13 protein-coding genes are annotated in these 15,091 nt (G+C 69.5%); 4 read left to right on the forward strand and 9 right to left on the reverse strand.

The window, feature by feature from the left end:
* Positions 1-42: 42 nt before the first annotated feature.
* Positions 43-1,257: a helix-turn-helix domain-containing protein gene (locus tag ACWD3E_RS01140; protein ID WP_451385447.1), complete on the reverse strand. Its 1,215-nt coding sequence runs from the start codon at positions 1,255-1,257 to the stop codon at positions 43-45.
* A gap of 402 nt (positions 1,258-1,659) precedes the next feature.
* Positions 1,660-1,917, reverse strand: a complete 258-nt coding sequence (locus tag ACWD3E_RS01145) for a hypothetical protein (protein ID WP_451385448.1) — start codon at positions 1,915-1,917, stop codon at positions 1,660-1,662.
* Between the two features lie 317 nt (positions 1,918-2,234).
* Here ACWD3E_RS01145 and ACWD3E_RS01150 point away from each other — a divergent pair, with 317 nt between their 5' ends.
* Together ACWD3E_RS01150 and ACWD3E_RS01155 are read left to right on the forward strand one after the other, a co-directional pair.
* On the forward strand, positions 2,235-2,762 hold the full coding sequence (locus ACWD3E_RS01150) for a universal stress protein (RefSeq protein ID WP_451350228.1): 528 nt from the start codon (positions 2,235-2,237) through the stop codon (positions 2,760-2,762).
* Positions 2,763-2,909: 147 nt separating this feature from the next.
* Entirely contained in the window at positions 2,910-3,470 is a 561-nt protein-coding gene (locus ACWD3E_RS01155) for a GPR1/FUN34/YaaH family transporter (RefSeq protein WP_451385449.1), read from the forward strand.
* 69 nt (positions 3,471-3,539) lie between these two features.
* Here ACWD3E_RS01155 and glmS read toward each other — a convergent pair whose 3' ends face one another.
* Together glmS and ACWD3E_RS01165 are read right to left on the reverse strand one after the other, a co-directional pair.
* Positions 3,540-5,357 carry a glutamine--fructose-6-phosphate transaminase (isomerizing) gene (glmS, locus tag ACWD3E_RS01160; protein WP_451385450.1) on the reverse strand — a complete coding sequence of 606 codons (1,818 nt, stop codon included), beginning with the start codon at positions 5,355-5,357 and terminating at the stop codon, positions 3,540-3,542.
* A 13-nt stretch (positions 5,358-5,370) separates the two neighbouring features.
* On the reverse strand, positions 5,371-5,628 hold the full coding sequence (locus ACWD3E_RS01165) for a hypothetical protein (RefSeq protein WP_451350429.1): 258 nt from the start codon (positions 5,626-5,628) through the stop codon (positions 5,371-5,373).
* 165 nt (positions 5,629-5,793) lie between these two features.
* Here ACWD3E_RS01165 and ACWD3E_RS01170 point away from each other — a divergent pair, with 165 nt between their 5' ends.
* A complete protein-coding gene (locus tag ACWD3E_RS01170) occupies positions 5,794-7,362 on the forward strand; it encodes a purple acid phosphatase family protein (protein ID WP_451385451.1) in 1,569 nt (522 codons plus the stop codon).
* 46 nt (positions 7,363-7,408) lie between these two features.
* Here the strand turns inward: ACWD3E_RS01170 and ACWD3E_RS01175 are convergent, their stop codons facing one another.
* Positions 7,409-8,320 (reverse strand): DUF4429 domain-containing protein, encoded by a 912-nt coding sequence (locus ACWD3E_RS01175; RefSeq protein ID WP_451385452.1) that lies wholly within the window; start codon positions 8,318-8,320, stop codon positions 7,409-7,411.
* A 61-nt stretch (positions 8,321-8,381) separates the two neighbouring features.
* Between ACWD3E_RS01175 and ACWD3E_RS01180 the strand changes: the two genes are divergently transcribed.
* Entirely contained in the window at positions 8,382-9,983 is a 1,602-nt protein-coding gene (locus ACWD3E_RS01180; RefSeq protein WP_451385453.1) for a beta-N-acetylhexosaminidase, read from the forward strand.
* Positions 9,984-10,042: 59 nt separating this feature from the next.
* Here the strand turns inward: ACWD3E_RS01180 and ACWD3E_RS01185 are convergent, their stop codons facing one another.
* From ACWD3E_RS01185 to desA, 4 genes are read right to left on the reverse strand one after another with little or no spacing between them, the layout of a single operon-like run.
* Positions 10,043-11,812 (reverse strand): IucA/IucC family protein, encoded by a 1,770-nt coding sequence (locus tag ACWD3E_RS01185; RefSeq protein ID WP_451385454.1) that lies wholly within the window; start codon positions 11,810-11,812, stop codon positions 10,043-10,045.
* Entirely contained in the window at positions 11,809-12,333 is a 525-nt protein-coding gene (locus tag ACWD3E_RS01190; RefSeq protein WP_451385455.1) for a GNAT family N-acetyltransferase, read from the reverse strand. The genes ACWD3E_RS01185 and ACWD3E_RS01190 overlap by 4 nt, the downstream gene beginning before the upstream one ends.
* On the reverse strand, positions 12,330-13,610 hold the full coding sequence (locus tag ACWD3E_RS01195) for a lysine N(6)-hydroxylase/L-ornithine N(5)-oxygenase family protein (protein WP_451385456.1): 1,281 nt from the start codon (positions 13,608-13,610) through the stop codon (positions 12,330-12,332). Before ACWD3E_RS01195 ends, ACWD3E_RS01190 begins: the two co-directional genes overlap by 4 nt.
* Positions 13,594-15,036 carry a lysine decarboxylase DesA gene (gene desA, locus ACWD3E_RS01200; protein ID WP_451385457.1) on the reverse strand — a complete coding sequence of 481 codons (1,443 nt, stop codon included), beginning with the start codon at positions 15,034-15,036 and terminating at the stop codon, positions 13,594-13,596. The genes ACWD3E_RS01195 and desA overlap by 17 nt, the downstream gene beginning before the upstream one ends.
* Positions 15,037-15,091 lie beyond the last annotated feature (55 nt).

Here is a 15,091-nt window from a genome sequence, read left to right on the forward strand (position 1 = left end):
GGTGTGAGCCCCGTCCCCCTTTCCCACGCTCTCGCGCCTCGCTCAGCTGCCCGCGCGTGGCCCCGGCAGCAGGCCCACCGCGCCCGCGGGCGTGCGGCGGCTCTGCATCGGTACCCCGGTGTCCGGGTGCAGGCCCGGGTGCGCGGGGCCCATCGGGCCGGGACCGGACAGGCCGACGGGGGCGCCGGCCGGGCCGGACAGGTGCATGGGCGGCTCCGGGTCACCCGGCTTGTCGCCCTGCGGCCGGCGGGCCCGGTAGGCGGCCCGGTAGGCGGCGGGGGACGAGCCGAGCTGGCGGCGGAAGTGCCCGCGCAGCGCGACCGGCGAGCGGAACCCGCACCGGCCCGCGACCTCGTCCACGGAGTAGTCCGACGTCTCCAGCAGCCGCTGCGCCTGCAGCACCCGCTGGGTGATCAGCCACTGCAGCGGAGCGCTGCCGGTCAGCGAACGGAACCGGCGGTCGAACGTACGGCGGCTCATATAGGCGCGTGCCGCCAGCGTCTCCACGTCGAACTGCTCGTGGAGGTGTTCCAGCGCCCAGGCGACGACCTCGGCGAGCGGGTCGGCGCCGATCTCCTCTGGTAAAGACCTGTCGAGGTAGCGCTCCTGACCGCCGCTGCGGCGCGGCGGGACCACCAGGCGCCGGGCGAGCGCGCCGGCCGCCTCGCTGCCGTGGTCCGTCCGCACGATGTGGAGACAGAGATCGATCCCGGCCGCCGTACCCGCCGACGTGAGGACGTCGCCGTCGTCGACGAACAGCTCCCGTGGATCGACGTGCACCGACGGATAGCGCTTGGCCAGCGTCGGTGCGTACATCCAGTGGGTGGTGGCCGGGCGGCCGTCCAGCATTCCTGCCGCCGCGAGCACGAAGGCGCCGGTGCACAGCCCGACGATGCGGGCGCCCTCCTCGTGTGCTCGGCGCAGCGCGTCGAGCGCCTCTTCCGGCGGCGGCGAGGTGATCGAACGCCAGGCCGGTACGACGACCGTGCCGGCGCGTGAGATCGCCTCCAGCCCATGTGGCGCGGTGAGTTCCAGGCCGCCCGTGGTCCGCAGCGCGCCTTCCTCGCCCGCGCAGACCAGCAGTCGGTAGCGCGGCACGCCGGCGTCCTGGCGGTCGATCCCGAACACCGACAGTGGTATGGAACTCTCGAAGATGGGGCCGCCGCTGAACAGCAGCACCGCGACGATCTCCTTGCGACGTCGCCCGGAGAGTTTCCGGGCCGCGGCTTCCGGCGCGGCAGTGGAGTCGTGGCTCATTACTGCTAAGCCCCCCTCGGTGGTCGCGGCTCCTCGGTTGTGTCGCTCCTGCACGTTTCCCCTTGGTCCTGCACGAGTCCCCCGCCGTAAAAAGTCAAGATCGAATCTACTGGTTCCCGCGCTGGCACGGGTGTCCAGTTCCGCACGCGGTGCATTGTCGACATGACAACTTGGCGTGAAGCATTCGATCACGAAGGGTTGCACTCGTGGGGCGTGCAGGGAAGTGCGCCTCGTCGCAGTGGCCAATCCGCGTAGGGTGCGCAGGGCCGCCTGGACCCTGTCCGTGCAGGTGGAACGGGGGTTGGGGGGTGGTTCCGACCCCTCCTGAAGGGCATCCATAAGTTGGCCGAAAACAAGCGTTCAGGGGCGCGGAAACCGGTCAGTTGACCGGTGCAGCGCCGGTCAGTCCACCGTTGACTGCCCTTTTGTGTGACGTGCGCCTCTTTGCGTCGCGCAACGCTCGGAGCGGCGGAGCAGGATCCGGCAGACGGCGGTGACGGCGGCGAGCCCGAGCGCGGCGCCGGCGGCGCCGGCCAGTGAGGTGCCGTACCAGACGAGTACCACGGGGACGAGGACGCAGCTGAAGGCGGCCCAGCGGATCACTTCGCTCGCGGTGTCCGGTGCGGGCTGCGGCTCGGTCGTGGATCGCGGTCGGGGCATCGGGTACTCCCTGTGGCGGTGGCTCACCCCGTTCAACGCCCGTTCGATCACTCGGTCACCGGCCGTGCACCTGTGAATCCCGTGCAAACCGCCTGTACGGGGCAGCAACCATTGCGTTACGGGCGCGGCTCGTGCATGCTCCGGTGAACCCCTACGGGAGTCCGGGGGGCTGCTTACGGAGCGTGCGCGGTATCTGGGCCAGGGAGGCGTGCCGCCGTACCCTTGGGGGTATGGGCTTGGGAAGATGTTTCCCGGACACAGCTCCGTCGCACACTGTCGTCCCGAACCCGATCAAGGATCACCAAGCCGAGACAGCCATGGCCGGTCACGAATTCTTCGACCCCGCGGACCGCAAGCGGCCGGTCGCCGATCCCACGGCGGCAGAACCGCAGGCGGCGGAAGAGACACGCCCTTCCTGCGATCCCGCCTTCCGGCACGGAGTCGTGGTCGGCTTCGACGGCTCCACGTCCAGTGAGCGTGCCCTCGCGTACGCCATCGGCATGGCCCACCGCTCCCACTCGGGTCTGATCATCGTCCATGTGGCCAACCGGCTGCCCACCACCGTGTGGGCCGGCTGCGAGCCGCCCGTGTTCGTGGACGTCCCGGACCACCGCACCGAGGTGCTCGGTCTGGAACTGGCCTGCGCGGACTATCTGGCCGAGGTGCCCTGGATCCTGGTCGAGCGCGGCGGGGACATCTGCCACGAACTCGAAGAGGTGGGCAAGGAGTACGAGGCCGACGCGATCGTCGTCGGGTCCACGCACGGGATCGTCGGACGCATCTTCGGCTCCGTCGCCGGCCGGCTCGCCAAGCGCGCGCAGCGGCCCGTGGTCGTCATTCCCTGAGTCTCCCGAGCCTTCCGAGCCGTCCTCGGCCTCCCTCTCAACTCCCTTTGTACAGCGGGAAACTACTCGCGCGTAGAGGTGTTTGTGCCCTTGTGAAGGGCATATATCGGTCACTGCGCATCAGCACATGCATGAAGGGAGCCCGCCGTGGACACCGACGTCTCTGCGGGAAGCGGAAGCACCACCGTCGTGGGCCGACTCGCCCTGGGGATAACCCTGTTGGCGTTCGGTCTCGGTACGACCGGCGTGATCGACGGCGTGGGGGCCTCCGACGCCGTGTCGCTGGCTCACTACGTGGGCGGCGTCGCCCTGTTCCTGGTCGGCCTGCTGGCCTTCCGCGGTGGTGACACCGCCTCCGGTACGTCCTTCGCGGCCCTCGGCGCCCTGTGGTTCACCTGGGCCGTCGCGGCACACACCTCGGCCAACGCGGCCGGACTGTTCCTGCTTCTGTTCGCCCTCGTGGCGCTCTCGTTGACCCTCGCGGGCGGCGACAGCCTCGGGCAGCTCATGAACGGGCTGCTGTTCGTGGCCATGGCGGTGCTGGCGGTCGCCCAGTTCGCCGACAGCTCCGGTCTCACCAAGACCGGCGGCTGGGTCGCCGTCGCCTCCGGCGCGGTGGCCTGGTACGCGGCGACGGCCGCGCTGGCCCACTGGCCGACGGTACTTCCTCGGCGTGCTGCCGGCCGGGGGGTGACGGCCGCCGGCTGAAACGTGCAGCACTGAAGAGACCCCCACGTGAAAGGTGGCACACGTGGGGGTCTGTTCTGTCGAGGTGGGCTACTCCACCGTCACGGACTTCGCGAGGTTCCGCGGCTTGTCGATGTCCCGGCCGAGGGCCTTCGCCGTGTGGTAGGCGAGGAGCTGGAGCGGGATGCCCATCAGGATCGGGTCCAGTTCGTCCTCGTTCTTCGGGACGATGATCGTCTGGTCGGCCTTCTCCTGGTGCTGGTGGGCCACCGCGAGGATCTTGCCGCTGCGGGCCTTGATCTCCTCCAGGGCGGCGCGGTTCTTCTCCAGCAGGTCGTCGTCGGGGACGATCGCGACCGTCGGCAGGGCGGGCTCGATGAGGGCCAGCGGGCCGTGCTTCAGCTCGGAGGCCGGGTAGGCCTCGGCGTGGATGTAGGAGACCTCCTTCAGCTTGAGGGAGGCCTCGCGGGCGACCGGGTAGCCCCGGACGCGGCCGATGAAGAGCATCGAGCGGGCGTCGGCGTACTGCTCGGCCAGCTCCTTGACCGCGTCCTCCTGCTTGAGGATCTCGGTGATCTGCTCGGGCAGCTTGCGCAGGCCCTCGATGATCCGCTTCCCGTCGCTGACCGAGAGGTCGCGGGTGCGGCCGAGGTGCAGCGCGAGGAGCGCGAAGGCGACCGTGGTGTTGGTGAAGCACTTCGTGGAGACCACGCACACCTCGGGGCCGGCGTGCACGTAGATGCCGCCGTCCGCCTCGCGGGCGATCGCCGAGCCCACCACGTTGACCACGCCGAGGACGCGGGCGCCCTTGCGCTTCAGCTCCTGCACGGCGGCGAGGACGTCGTAGGTCTCACCGGACTGGGAGACGGCGACGTACAGCGTGTCGGGGTCGACGACCGCGTTGCGGTAGCGGAACTCGGAGGCCGGCTCGGCGTCGGCGGGGATGCGGGCCAGCTCCTCGATCATCTGGGCGCCGATCATGCCCGCGTGGTACGAGGTGCCGCAGCCGAGGATCTTCACGCGGCGGATCCGGCGCGCCTCGCGGGCGTCCAGGTTGAGGCCGCCGAGGCGCACGGTGGAGAAGCGCTCGTCGATGCGCCCGCGCAGCACGCGGTCCACGGCGTCCGCCTGCTCGTGGATCTCCTTGTGCATGTAGGTGTCGTGGCCGCCCATGTCGTACGACTCCGCCTCCCACTCCACGGTGGTGGGCTCGGCGGTGGTGCGGGTGCCCTCGGTGGTGTAGGTGCGGAAGTCGTCGGCCTTCAGCGTCGCCATCTCGCCGTCGTCCAGCGTGACTATCTGGCGGGTGTGGGCGACCAGCGCGGCCACGTCGGAGGCGACGAACATCTCCTTCTCGCCGATGCCGAGGACGACCGGGGAGCCGTTGCGGGCCACCACGATGCGGTCGGAGAAGTCGGCGTGCATCACCGCGATGCCGTAGGTGCCCTCGACGACCCGGAGGGTCTCGCGGACCTTGTCCTCCAGCTTCTCGGCCTGGGAGCGGGCGATCAGGTGGACGAGGACCTCGGTGTCGGTCTCGGAGAGGAACTCGACGCCGTCGGCCTCCAGCTTGCGGCGCAGGTCGGAGGCGTTGTCGATGATGCCGTTGTGCACGACGGCGACCTTGTTGTCGGCCGACATGTGCGGGTGGGCGTTGACGTCGGAGGGGGCGCCGTGGGTGGCCCAGCGGGTGTGCGCGATGCCGGTGGTGCCCTTGAAGCGCGCGGGGACCTTGGCCTCCAGGTCGCGCACCCGGCCCTTGGCCTTGACCATCTTCAGGCCGGCCGTCTTCGGGGAGGTGACGACGATGCCCGCGGAGTCGTACCCGCGGTACTCCAGGCGCTGCAGGCCCTCCAGGAGCAGCGGCGCCACATCACGCTTCCCGATGTATCCGACAATTCCGCACATATATAGGTATTCCTCAGCCGTAGACCATGCGGCGCAGCTGCCGGAGCGTCAGCTCCGGCGGTGCGACCGCCCGGTATTTCAGGTCCGCCTCGATCCGTTCGAAGATCTCCGAGTTCACCAGGCCCTGGGCCTGGAGCTCACGGTGGCGGCGACGGACGAAGTCCTGGGTCGTCTCGTCGAAGTACGCGAGCACGTCCTGGACCACCCGCAGCGCCTCGCCCCGGCTCAGGGGCGTGGACTGCGTCAGATGATCAACAAGTTCGTCGTGCACCCGGTAGATCCTGAGGTACGGGAGCGAGTTTCGCAAGAATCCTGCCCGATTCCGGGCAAGCGCAGATTGAGACTCCTTTGGGATCTTGTTTGCAAGCTGTCCATCCTGTGTCTTGCGCGCTGTTGCTCAACAGGACGAGTTTCAGGCGTCATGGACATTCCTCGTATGGGAGTACCGGAGAAGCTCGCCGAGCGCATGAGCATGGCTGAGCAGCATGAGTACCTGCGCGCCAAGTTCTCTCGGCGCACCATGATCAGAGGCGGCGCGGTCACGCTGGGCGCCGTCACCGGCGGCGCGTTTGTGACGGGCGCCACCGCCCAGGCCGCCGTTCCGACGCAGCGCACTGCCGCCGCCACCGAGACCGTCGACGGCGCCATGGTCGCGCCCTTCGGCCGCCACCTCGCCTACGGCGCCGACCCGCGCACCGAGATGACCATCTCGTGGCAGGTCCCGGTCGCCGTGAAGAACCCGTTCATCCGCATCGGCGCCGCGCCCTGGGACCTGTCCCGCAAGATCGAGGCCGAGGTCCGCACCCTCTACACCCCGGCCGGCGTCGGCGCGAGCGGCGACCACACCCAGTACTACCTGCACGCCCAGCTCACCCGCCTGCGCCCCGGCAGGACGTACTACTACGGCGTCGGCCATGACGGCTTCGACCCGGCCGAGCCGCACCTGATCGGCACCCTGGGCACCTTCACCACCGCCCCCGCCCACAAGGCGCCGTTCACCTTCACGGCCTTCGGCGACCAGGGCGTCAGCTACCACGCGCTGGCCAACGACAGCCTGATCCTCGGCCAGAACCCGGCCTTCCACCTGCACGCCGGCGACATCGCCTACGGCGACCCGGCAGGCCAGGGCAAGACCACCGACACCGGCTTCGACTCGCGCACCTGGGACCAGTTCCTGTACCAGACCGAGTCGGTGGCCAAGCAGATCCCGTGGATGGTCTCGTACGGCAACCACGACATGGAGGCCTGGTACTCGCCCAACGGCTACGGCGGCGAGGAGGCCCGCTGGACCCTCCCGGACAACGGCCCGGACCCGGAGAACCTGCCCGGCGTCTACTCCTTCGTCTACGGCAACACGGCGATCATCTCGCTGGACCCCAACGACATCTCCTTCGAGATCCCGGCCAACCTCGGCATCTCCGGCGGCACCCAGACCACATGGTTCGAGGGCCAGCTGAGGAAGTTCCGGGCCTGCGACGACATCGACTTCATCGTCGTGTTCTTCCACCACTGCGCGTACTGCACGTCCAAGGCGCACGCCTCGGAGGGGGGTGTGCGCCAGGAGTGGGTGCCGCTGTTCGACAAGTACCAGGTCGACCTCGTCATCAACGGCCACAACCACCAGTACGAGCGCACCGATGTCATCAAGGGCAACGAGGTCACCAAGAAGCTGCCGATCGGCGGCACGGCCTACCCCGAGACCGAGGGTGTGGTGTACGTCACGGCCGGTGCGGCGGGCCGCAGCCTGTACGCCTTCACCGCCCCGGACTCCTACGAGGGCCACGAGAACGAGGTCGACTCCGTGTCCTCGTTCATCTGCCTCAAGGACGGCGCCAGGCAGCCCGAGACCGTCGAGTGGTCCCGGGTGCGCTACCTCAACTACTCGTTCCTGCGCGTGGACGTCACGCCCGCGCCCACGGGCGGCTACACCACCCTGAAGGTGCAGGGCATCGCCGAGACCGGTGACCGCATCGACCACTTCACGGTGGCCCGCCGGGCCAAGTAGTGAGCAGTCCGCCCGGCGGCCTTTGGTCCCGGGCGGCGGGCGGTCCTCACATGCGGTTGAGGACCGCCCGCTTGGCCAGGGTGAACTCCTCCTCGGTGAGCACCCCGGCGCGGTGCAGCTCGCCCAGCTCCCGCAGCCGCCGCAGCAGGGCGTCGTGGTCGTCAGCCCCGGTGGGCCGTGACGGCAGGGCCCCGTTGTCTTCGCCGGCCGTATCCGTCTTCTCGAGGGCGGGGGCGGAGTTCCCGGAAGTGGCCGTCGCCGACGGATGCGGCAGCCGGGCCCGGACGGCCGCCGCCACCAGGGCCATCAGCGGGTCCTTCCTGAAGCCCCACAGCTCGACCGTGTTCGGGTCGTACTTGGGCGGCGCCGTGACCGGGGCGCCGCGCACCAGGAAGCGCAGATGCCCGTTCTCCAGCCCGGCCGCCGGCTGCCACTCCACGCCGGCGATCTCGGCGAGCGGTATCGCCCGCGGACCGGCGGCGGACTTGGCCTGCTCCGTCTTCCAGTTCCACTCCAGCCGCACCCACTCCCCGTCGAAGCTCGCCGAGCCGTCCCCGGCGGACGCGGAGAGCGGGACGGCCGGGCCGGGCAGCAGGAACTCCGTGACCGGAGCGGCGGAAACCTGGTCCAGCAGCAGGGCGTTGCGCACCTCGTCCGCGAAGTACTCGGCGACGCCGTACCGGTCGGACGCCACGGTCAGCACATACGGGTCGTCCCCCTCGGCGAGCCGCCCGCCGGTGGCGTGCAGCAGAGGATCCGCGCCCTCGCGCAGCCGCAGCCTCAGCCGCCCCGACCTGCGGCCCTGTTCGAAGAAGATCCCGGCCAACGCCCCGAGTGGCACGGTGAGTTCACCCAGTGCCTGGCGGAGCGGGCCGACGTTCCGCTCCCGGCCGGGGGTGAGCCGCAGGGTGTCGCCGTCGAAGACCCAGGTGCCGTCCTTCTGGATGATTTCCGCCATGCGTGGATTGTTTCACCCTGCTGCGGGAGAGTGGTCTTTACCACATCTGAAGGGAGCGCATGTGAGACGGAAGCACAGCTCGACTCCCCGCACGCCTCGCATACTCGGATCGCTGCTGCTTCTCGCGGCAGGCGGTGTGTTCACCCTCGGCGCCGCCGCCCCTCCGCGACCCGCCACCACCACCCCCCTCGGCCAGGTGATCCCGGCGCCCGCCTCGGTCCTCCCCGGCGGAACCTCGTACCGCATCACCAGCAGCACCAGCGTCCGCGTCGACGACACCCCCGAGGTGCGCGCGGTCGGCACCTACCTCGCCGGCATCCTGCGGCCCTCCACCGGCTACCCGCTGCCCCTCACCGACGAGGGCCCGGGCGGCATCCAGCTCCACCTCGACGGCCGCGACCACGGCGCCGAGGGCTACCGGCTGATCAGCACGGCGGCCGGCGTCCGCCTCACCGCGAGCACGCCCGCCGGCCTCTTCCACGGCGTCCAGACCCTGCGCCAGCTGCTCCCGGCGAGCGTGGAGAAGCGGACCGTCCAGGACGGCCCCTGGCGCATCGCGGGCGGCACCATCACGGACCGTCCCCGCTACGCCTACCGGGGCGCCATGCTGGACGTCTCCCGACACTTCTTCACGGTGGCCCAAGTCAAGCGGTACATCGACCATTTGGCCCTCTACAAGATCAACGAGCTGCATCTGCACCTCAGCGACGACCAGGGCTGGCGCATCGCGATCGACTCCTGGCCGCGCCTCGCCTCCTACGGCGGCTCCACCGAGGTCGGCGGCGGCCGGGGCGGATACCTCACCAAGGCCGACTACCAGGAGATCGTGCGCTACGCCGCCTCCCGCTATCTGGAGGTCGTCCCCGAGATGGACATGCCCGGCCACACCAACGCGGCCCTCGCCTCCTACGCCAAGCTGAACTGCGACGGCACCGCGCCCCCGCTGTACACCGGCACCCACGTCGGCTTCAGCTCGCTGTGCGTGCCCAAGCAGGTGACGTACGACTTCGTGGACGACGTCGTCAGGGAGCTGGCCGCGATCACCCCCGGCCGCTATCTGCACATCGGCGGCGACGAGGCGCACTCCACCAGCCACACCGACTACGTGGCGTTCATGGACCGGGTGCAGCCGATCGTGGCCAAGTACCACAAGACGGTCATCGGCTGGCACCAGCTGACCGGCGCCCACCCGGCCGAGGGCGCCCTCGCCCAGTACTGGGGCCTGGACCGCACCGGAGCGGAGGAGAAGGCGCAGGTGGCCAAGGCCGCCCAGAACGGCACCGGGCTGATCCTGTCCCCGGCCGACCGGGTCTACCTGGACATGAAGTACACGACCAGCACCAGGCTGGGCACGAAGTGGGCCGGGTACGTGGAGGTGCAGCGGTCGTACGACTGGAACCCGGGCGCCTATCTGACGGGCGCCCCCGCGTCCGCCATCAGGGGCGTCGAGGCGCCGCTGTGGTCGGAGACCGTCACCAGTTCGGCCGACATCGAGTACATGGCCTTCCCGCGGCTGCCCGGCGCGGCCGAGCTGGGCTGGTCCCCGGCGGCCACGCACGACTGGAACACCTACAAGGTGCGCCTGGCCGCCCAGGCCCCGCGCTGGGACGCGCTCGGGATGGCGTACTACAAGTCGCCCCAGGTTCCCTGGCCGACGGGTTGACCCATGACTGACGGGCACCCCCGAGGACCGCACTCGGGGGTGCCCGTCAGCCGTTCGGCTCAGTACCCGGCGATGGGATTCGGCAGCGTCCCCACCAGCTGAAGCGCGCCGGACGGATCGGCGAGGTCCACCATCTGCCGGTTGTCGCGCAACTGGAGCCGGTTGAGGCAGGACAGCGCGAACTCGGGGGCGAACAGGTCGTACTGCCGGAACCGCTCGGCGAGTTCGGGCACGGAGTCCTGGTACGCGCGCGTGACCTCCGCGACCGTACGCCAGAAGGCGTCCTCCGCCAGGATGCCCTCGGCGGCGAGGTGCGCGGCGAGGAAGCGGAAGAAGCAGTCGAAGACGTCCGTGAAGATCGACAACAGCCGCTGGTCCTCCGGGACCTCGGCCCGGATCCGCCGCACCTGCGGCGGCAGGACGGCGGCCGGGTCCATCACCACGATCTCCTCGGCGATGTCCTTGTAGACCGCGCGCTGCACGACCCCGTCCTTCAGTACGAGGATCACGTTCTCGCCGTGCGGCATGAAGGCCAGGTCGTAGGCGTAGAAGCTGTGCAGCAGCGGGGTGTAGTAGGCCCACAGGTACTGCCGCAGCCACTGAGCCGGGCCGAGGCCCGAGCGCTCGATCAGGGCGCCCGCGAACGAGGCACCCTCGTGGTCCACGTGCAGCAGGGAGGCCATGGTCGCCAGTGACTCGCCCTCCCGCAGCGAGGGAACCGGGCTCTCCCGCCACAGCGCGGCCAGCATCTTGCGGTACGGCGAGTAGCGGTCGGTGGCCCGCTCGTACTCCAGGTGCCGGTAACCGACGGCGGCCCGCTCCCGGATGATCGTGAGCCCGGTCGACTTCAGCACGCTGTCGTTCTCGATCAGCTGGGCGAGCCAGTCGTTGATCGCCGGGGTGGCCTCCATGTAGGCGGCCGAAAGCCCCCGCATGAAGCCCATGTTGACGACGGACAGGGCCGTCTTCACGTAGTGCTTCTGTGGATGGGAGGTGTTGAAGAAGGTCCGGATGGACTGCTGGGCCAGGTACTCGTCGTCGCCCTCCCCGAGGCACACCAGGTTCCGGCGGGCGACCTCGGCGGCGAAGGTGACGGAGAGCTTGTTCCACCACTGCCAGGGATGGACCGGGATGAGCAGATAGTCGGCAGGGTCGAGCCCCTGGTCGCTCAGCTGCTCCTGGAACCGCTCGACGGTCCCGGCCCCCAACTCCCGCCGGATGAAGTCCTCGTACTCGATCCCGGCGCCCGCCGTGAACGCGGCCCGCGAGCGGTGCGCGGCCAGCCACACCAACCGGACGGGGCTCGCGGTCTCCGGGGCGTACGACAGGTACTCGTGCACGCCGAAGCCCAGCCGCCCGTTGTTGGCGACGAAACAGGGGTGGCCCTCGGTCATCCCGGTCTCGATGTCCTGGAACCCGCTCCGCGCCAGCTCGGCCGCGGGGACGCGCGGCTTGGTGAGCTTGTAGCAGGTGCCGGAGAGGGTGGAGGAGATCTCCTCCAGATAGACGGGCAGGATCTCGTCGCTCAGCCCGAGGGACTCCTTCAGCTCGATGACGAAGTCCAGTGCGGCGAGGGGAAGTTCCACGCCGTCGCGGTGCCGGACGATGGACCCGGCGTCGACGTCCCAGTGGTCGAGGGCACGGCGGGTCGCGGCGAACGTGTACCGAGTACCCCCGTCGTCGCTCCGGACGACGTACGCACCGCCCTCCTCCTCGGGCGTGATCAGCCGCTCGTGCGCGAACTCGGCGAGCGCCTTGCGTATCAGCAGCCGGTTGGCGGTGTCCCAGCGCTCGGGGGACAGGTGGGCCACGGCAGCGGCGAGGCTCATACGGCCACCGCCTTCGCGAACTGCGCCCGGGTGCAGAAGCTCAGCAGCGCCGTCTTCTCCGGCTTCTGGACCTCCCGCTCGGGCACGAACCCGACGCCTTCGTTGAGGGCGTGCACCGCCTTGTTGCGCACGTCGGGCTCGACGACGACGCGTTCTGTCGCCGGGCTCTCGAAGAGATGGGCCATCACGGCGGTGATGACGGCCCGCGTGAACCCGTGCACGGGCGCGTCGGTGGGCGCGACGAGGAAGTGCATGCCGACATCGCCCGGCTCCGGCTCGTACAGTCCGACCAGCTCGCGGCGGGCGGGGTCGTACCGCTCCATCAGGAAGACGGGTTCGCCGTCGTGCAGCCCGAGCAGCGCGTCGTGGTGCTCGTCGGCCGCGATCTCCAGGTAGGCCCGCTCGACGTCCTCGACCTCGGCGTCCTGCATCATCCAGAAGGCGGCCTTGGGGTGGGTGACCCAGGAGTGCAGCAGCTTCGCGTCCTTCGGCGGGTCGACGGCACGGAAAGTGAAGGTCATGCGGCGAACTCCTGGAAGGCGATGGTCTTCTCGACCGGGTAGTACTCGCTGCCGAGCAGCTCGCGGATGATGTACGCGTTGCGGTACGCGCCCATGCCCAGGTCGGGGCTGGTGATGCTGTGGGTGTGGACGCCGGCGTTCTGGAGGAAGACTCCGCGGCCCGTGACGTCGATGGCGTAGTTGCGGGCGAGGTCGAAGTTGCCCTGTGAGTCGTAGCGGAGCCGGTCGCGGACCGGGTTCAGGAACTCGGGCTCGGTGTACTTGTAGCCGGTGGCCAGGATCAGGCCCTCGGAGCGCAGCTCGTAGTCCTTCTCCTGCTCCTCCTGGCGCAGGCTCAGGGTGTAGGTGCCGTTCTCGTGACTGACACTGTTCAGGGAGGAGTTGGTGAGCAGGCGGGTGGGGACCGGGCCGCCGAGGTTCTTCTGGTACAGCAGGTCGAAGATCTCGTTGACGAGGTCGCCGTCGATGCCCTTGAACAGGCCCTTCTGCTGGTCCGTGAGGCGGTAACGGGTGGCTTCCGGCAGCGCGTGGAAGTAGTCGATGTACTCCGGGCTCGTCATCTCCAGCGTGAGCTTGGTGTACTCCAGCGGGAAGAAGCGGGGCGAGCGGGTCACCCAGTTCAGCCGGTAGCCGTGGACGTCGATCTCGCTGAGCAGGTCGTGGTAGATCTCGGCGGCGGACTGGCCGCTGCCGACCAGCGTGATCGACTCCTTGCGCTGCAACTCCTGCTTGTGGTGCAGATAGCGGGAGTTGTGGATGAAGTCGCCGCCCAGGCCGTCGCAGGCCGCCGGGAGGTACGGGGGAGTGCCGGTCCCGAGGACCAGGTGGCGGGCGCGGAACGTGTCGCCGGTGTGGGTGCGGACGACGTAGACCTCGGCCTCGTCGTCGTACGTCACCTCGGTGACGGTCGTGTCGAAGCGGATGCTGCCCAGCTTTCCGGCCGCCCAGCGGCAGTAGGCGTCGTACTCCACCCGCAGCGGATAGAAGTTCTCGCGGATGTAGAACGAGTACAGCCGCCCCTGCTCCTTCAGGTAGTTGAGGAAGGAGTACGGGGAGGTCGGGTCGGCGAGGGTGACCAGGTCCGACAGGAACGGGGTCTGAAGGTGGGCGCCGTCCAGGAACATGCCCGCGTGCCACTCGAAGTCCGGCTTGGACTCCAGGAAGACGCCGTCCAGTTCGGCGATGGGCTCGGTGAGGCAGGCGAGCCCGAGGTTGAAGGGGCCGAGTCCGATCCCCACGAAGTCATGAATGGGGGTGGCCTCAGGAAGCGCGGTCAAGGGACTCTCCCAGGTACTGCTCGGCATGGCCGGCGATCAGATCGAGGACGGCGGCGATGTCGGCCGGTGTCGTCTCGGGGTTGAGCAGGGTGAACTTCAGGTAGTGACGGCCGCCGACCTTGGTGCCCGCCACCACGGCGTCACCGGAGGCGAACAGGGCCTTGCGGGCATGGAGGTTGGCACGGTCGATCTCGGCCGGGTCGGTGACGGCGGCCGGGATGTAGCGGAAGACGAGGGTGGAGAGGGCGGGCTCGACGACGACGTCGTAGCGGGGGTCGGCGGCAAGGAGCCTCCAGCCCTCCCGGGCCAGGTCGCAGACCTCGTCGAAGAGTTCCCCGATGCCGTCGGCGCCCATGACCCGCAGGGTCAGCCACAGCTTGAGGGCGTCGAAGCGGCGGGTGGTCTGGAGGGACTTGTCGACCTGGTTGGGGATGCGCTCCTGCACCATGCGGCGCGGGTTCAGGTACTCCGCGTGGTAGGTGGCGTGCCGCAGGGTGGCCGCGTCCCGGACCAGTACCGCGGACGAACTCACCGGCTGGAAGAAGGACTTGTGGTAGTCGACGGTGACGGAGTCGGCGCGCTCGATGCCGTCGATGCGGTCCCGGTACCTGCGGGAGGCGAGCAGTCCGCAGCCGTAGGCCGCGTCCACGTGCATCCACACGCCGTACCGGGCGCACAGCTCGGCCAGCTCCGGCAGCGGGTCGATGGAGCCGAAGTCGGTGGTGCCTGCGGTGGCGACGACCGCCATGGGGACCAGGCCGTCTCGCGCGCAGCGTTCCAACTCGTGGGCGAGGGCGAGGGTGTGCATGCGCTTCTCGTGGTCGACGGGGATCGCGACGACGGCGTCCTGGCCCAGGCCGAGCAGTTTCGCGGACTTCTGCACGCTGAAGTGACTGACCTCGGAGGCGAAGATGCGCAGCCTGGCCAGGTCGTCGGTCTTGGCCTCCTCCCGCGCCAGCAGCAGCGCCTGGAGGTTGGACTGGGTGCCGCCGGAGGTGAACACGCCGTCGGCGGCGGGTCCGAGGCCGATGCGGGCGGCCGTCCAGTCGATGAGCCGGCGCTCGATGAGGGTCCCGCCGGCCGACTGGTCCCAGGTGTCCAGCGAGGAGTTGACGGCGCAGAGCACGGCCTCGCCGAGCATCGCCGGGATGACCACCGGGCAGTTGAGGTGGGCGAGATAGCGGGGGTGATGGAAGTAGACCGCGTCCCGGAGGTAGACGTCCTCCAGCTCGTCGAGGACGGCGCCGGTGTCGCCGAGCGGCCGGTCCAGGTCGATGGCGTCGAGGCGGGGGGTGAGGGCGTCGACGGTGACGCCGGTGAACGGACGGTCGGTGGTGGCGAGTTTGGCCGCCACCCGCTCGACTCCTTCGGTCACGGAGCGGCGGTAGTGCTCCGCGGTGAGGCCATTGAGCAGGTGCGAGCGCATGCGGGGTCCTCCGGTTCCGCGGGTTCAACTTAGGTTAGCCTAACCTAAGTTGAAA

The organism is Streptomyces sp. NPDC002676 (assembly GCF_053592455.1).

Coding starts and splice junctions, on each gene's coding strand:
- ACWD3E_RS01150 (WP_451350228.1), top strand. CDS start 2,235: ATGGCCGGTCACGAATTCTTCGACCCCGCGGACCGCAAGCGGCCGGTC.
- desA (WP_451385457.1), bottom strand. CDS start 15,036: ATGCGCTCGCACCTGCTCAATGGCCTCACCGCGGAGCACTACCGCCGC.
- ACWD3E_RS01185 (WP_451385454.1), bottom strand. CDS start 11,812: ATGAGCCTCGCCGCTGCCGTGGCCCACCTGTCCCCCGAGCGCTGGGAC.
- glmS (WP_451385450.1), bottom strand. CDS start 5,357: ATGTGCGGAATTGTCGGATACATCGGGAAGCGTGATGTGGCGCCGCTG.
- ACWD3E_RS01140 (WP_451385447.1), bottom strand. CDS start 1,257: ATGAGCCACGACTCCACTGCCGCGCCGGAAGCCGCGGCCCGGAAACTC.
- ACWD3E_RS01175 (WP_451385452.1), bottom strand. CDS start 8,320: ATGGCGGAAATCATCCAGAAGGACGGCACCTGGGTCTTCGACGGCGAC.
- ACWD3E_RS01170 (WP_451385451.1), top strand. CDS start 5,794: ATGGGAGTACCGGAGAAGCTCGCCGAGCGCATGAGCATGGCTGAGCAG.
- ACWD3E_RS01190 (WP_451385455.1), bottom strand. CDS start 12,333: ATGACCTTCACTTTCCGTGCCGTCGACCCGCCGAAGGACGCGAAGCTG.
- ACWD3E_RS01145 (WP_451385448.1), bottom strand. CDS start 1,917: ATGCCCCGACCGCGATCCACGACCGAGCCGCAGCCCGCACCGGACACC.